This is a genomic window from Trueperaceae bacterium (genome assembly GCA_031581195.1).
Lineage (GTDB): Bacteria > Deinococcota > Deinococci > Deinococcales > Trueperaceae > SLSQ01.
In genome coordinates this window covers 1-2,659 of the sequence record JAVLCF010000186.1, presented here as the reverse complement: position 1 = coordinate 2,659, position 2,659 = coordinate 1, and the positions used below count along the sequence as shown (strand labels likewise).

Genomic DNA, 2,659 nt, shown 5'->3' with positions numbered 1-2,659 from the left:
CGCACTGCGCGCTCAACGTCCGATGGCGAGGCAATCGCGAGGAGCGGCGCCGCTACCCTTGCGACGAGTGGGGCGATCGTGGTGATCAAAACGCCTGCCTCGCCGTCGCGAGCGATCTGCAAACCCACCGTACGAGATGCCGACGCGCTGCCCACGACAATCGTTCGACGGGGAGCTTCTCCTTCAGAGTTGCCTCGTGGACCTTTCTTGGGCATTTCAACTCCCGGTAAGGATTGACGTTTCGGCAGTTGCGAACGGCGCGATTCGGTATTAGTTCAAAAACAGACTGCTTCGTACCGTAGCACGGTTAGAGCATTCGACGCCGAACGTTGTTCGGGAGACATCGGCCTTGTCGGTCGCGCCTCACATGGTGGAGGATCATGTCCTGGAAAATCCCGCTTAAGCCTGTTCATTCACCGTGGAGGACGCTGTCGCCGCTCCGCGAATACGAGAACGTGTCCCACCCTCACGCCAAGCACCCCTCGTCCCCACCCACGGCCAAACTACGACATCCCCGGCCCCCGGAAGCTCGCACCATACGGTCAACCGTGAAGGCACCCAACGCATCTCCACAGTTGGGACGCCCGTCCCGGACCCCCTAGGCACGAATCCAAGGACCCGACCCCCACCCCTTGCCGCATCGGACATCCTTCGAGCGTACGCCGGCCCGGACGGATCGGGGGCCGCACCGACCGACGTACTGGGCGTCCACCAGCCCCACGTGGGCGGACGCACGAGCCACGCGGACTCGCGCGACCGCACCCCCACACCTTTCCTGGTAGCGCCCCCGAGACACGCACCCGGCGTGGGACCCCTCCCCCGCCGGGTTCGTGTATCGACGCGACGACGCCCCGGTGTACCCCTGAACGTGGGGTGGGGTCATCACGTCTACGTGCCCGTTTCGCATGGGGTCAGCCTCCTGTACTCGGCGGACGGGGGGCCTGAGCACACCGGGACGTTACATCCCGTCATTCGCCGGTTCGGCGGTAACAGAATCGCGAGACACGACGGTTCGCCCCGGTGCGTCGTTCTCCGTCGCAGGTGCGGGTGATACACTTGCGTCATGGACGTCTTCGACTTTCGCAACGCGCTCGTCGGCGACTACGCCGACTACGTCCGCTCCTTCATCCACATCTCCGACGAGCGCATTCGCGCGACGGTCGACGGCGCCCTCGAGGAAGGGCACTTGTGGCCGCAACCGCTCGTCCAACTGAATCCGGCGTACGCGCCGGGTGGGCCCCTCGACGCCCTCGTCGAGGACGGCACGCTTCTCCCCGCCACGCGCGACGTGTTCCGCGTCGGCAAGGACCCGGACGACCCCGTCGGTCGTCCCCTCGTCGCGCACCGGCACCAGGTCGAGGCGCTCCGCATCGCCCACGACGGGCACCCGTACGTCGTGACGACCGGCACGGGATCGGGCAAGAGCCTCACCTACATGATCCCCATCGTCGACGAGGTCCTGCGAGCCGGGTCGGGCCGCGGAACGCGCGCGATCGTCGTCTACCCCATGAACGCGCTGGCGAACAGCCAAATGGGGGAGCTTGAGAAGTTCCTCGGGTACGGCTACGGCGACGAACCCCCGGTGACCTTCGCCCGCTATACGGGTCAGGAGGGCGAGGACGAAAAGCGCGCGATCGTCGAGAACCCGCCCGACGTCCTGCTGACCAACTACGTGATGCTGGAGCTCATCCTGACGCGCCCCCAGGAGCACAAGCTCGTGAACGCCGCGACGAACCTCCGCTTCCTCGTGCTCGACGAGCTCCACACCTACCGAGGTCGTCAGGGGGCGGACGTCGCCATGCTGGTGCGCCGCGTCCGGGAGCGCCTGGGCGCGACGAACCTGCAGTGCATCGGGACGTCCGCCACCATGGCCAGCGAAGGGACCTACGCCGACCGGCAACGCACGGTGGCGGAGGTCGCCACCCGCCTGTTCGGGGTGGAGGTGACGGCGGACCACGTGGTGGGGGAAACGCTGGAGCGCGTCACGCCCGAAATCGATCTCGCGGACGCCCCGACGGCGGAAGCGCTGCGCCGCGACGTCGAGGACGTCGAGGCCCTCGTACGGCGCCCCTACGAGGACGTCGCCCGCTCCCCGTTGGCGTCGTGGGTCGAAACGACGTTCGGGGTGGCGCGCGAACCGGAGACCGGACGCATGATCCGGGCCGAACCCAAGCGGCTCGAGGGACCCGACGGCGCCGCCGCCGACCTCGCCGCCGCCCTCGGGCTGGAGAAGCCTCAGGTCCGCCACGCCGTCCGTACCCTCCTCCTGCGCGCGAGCGAGATGCGTGACGCCTCCGGTCGCCCGCTGTTCGCCTTTCGGCTGCACCAGTTCCTCTCGAAGGGCGACGCGATATACGCGACCCTCGACGCGCCCGACGAACGACACGTCACCCTCGACGCGCAACGGTTCGCCCCCGGCCGCGACCGTGAGGCGGTGCTGTTGCCGCTCTCGTTCTGCCGCACGTGCGGGCACGAGTTCCACACGGTCGTGCGCACCGTCGGCGACGACGGAGCCGTGACCTACCTCCCGCGCGACCTGTCCGGCCGCAACGCCGGCGACGGGGCCGAGGCGGGCTTCCTGTACGCCGGCCGGGAGCGCCCCTGGCCGGACGACGACGAGGCGGCGGCCCCGGGGCGCACGCCGTGAGCGCCGGGGAGC

The 2,659-nt window shown here is 68.7% G+C and carries 1 protein-coding gene; it reads left to right on the top strand.

The window, feature by feature from the left end:
• Positions 1 to 1,063: 1,063 nt before the first annotated feature.
• Positions 1,064 to 2,647 carry a DEAD/DEAH box helicase gene (locus RI554_11230; protein MDR9392586.1) on the top strand — a complete coding sequence of 528 codons (1,584 nt, stop codon included), beginning with the start codon at positions 1,064 to 1,066 and terminating at the stop codon, positions 2,645 to 2,647.
• The last annotated feature ends 12 nt before the right edge of the window (positions 2,648 to 2,659 follow it).

Excerpts from the sequence above, each read along its gene's own strand:
- RI554_11230 (MDR9392586.1), top strand. The coding sequence starts at position 1,064 with ATGGACGTCTTCGACTTTCGCAACGCGCTCGTCGGCGACTACGCCGAC.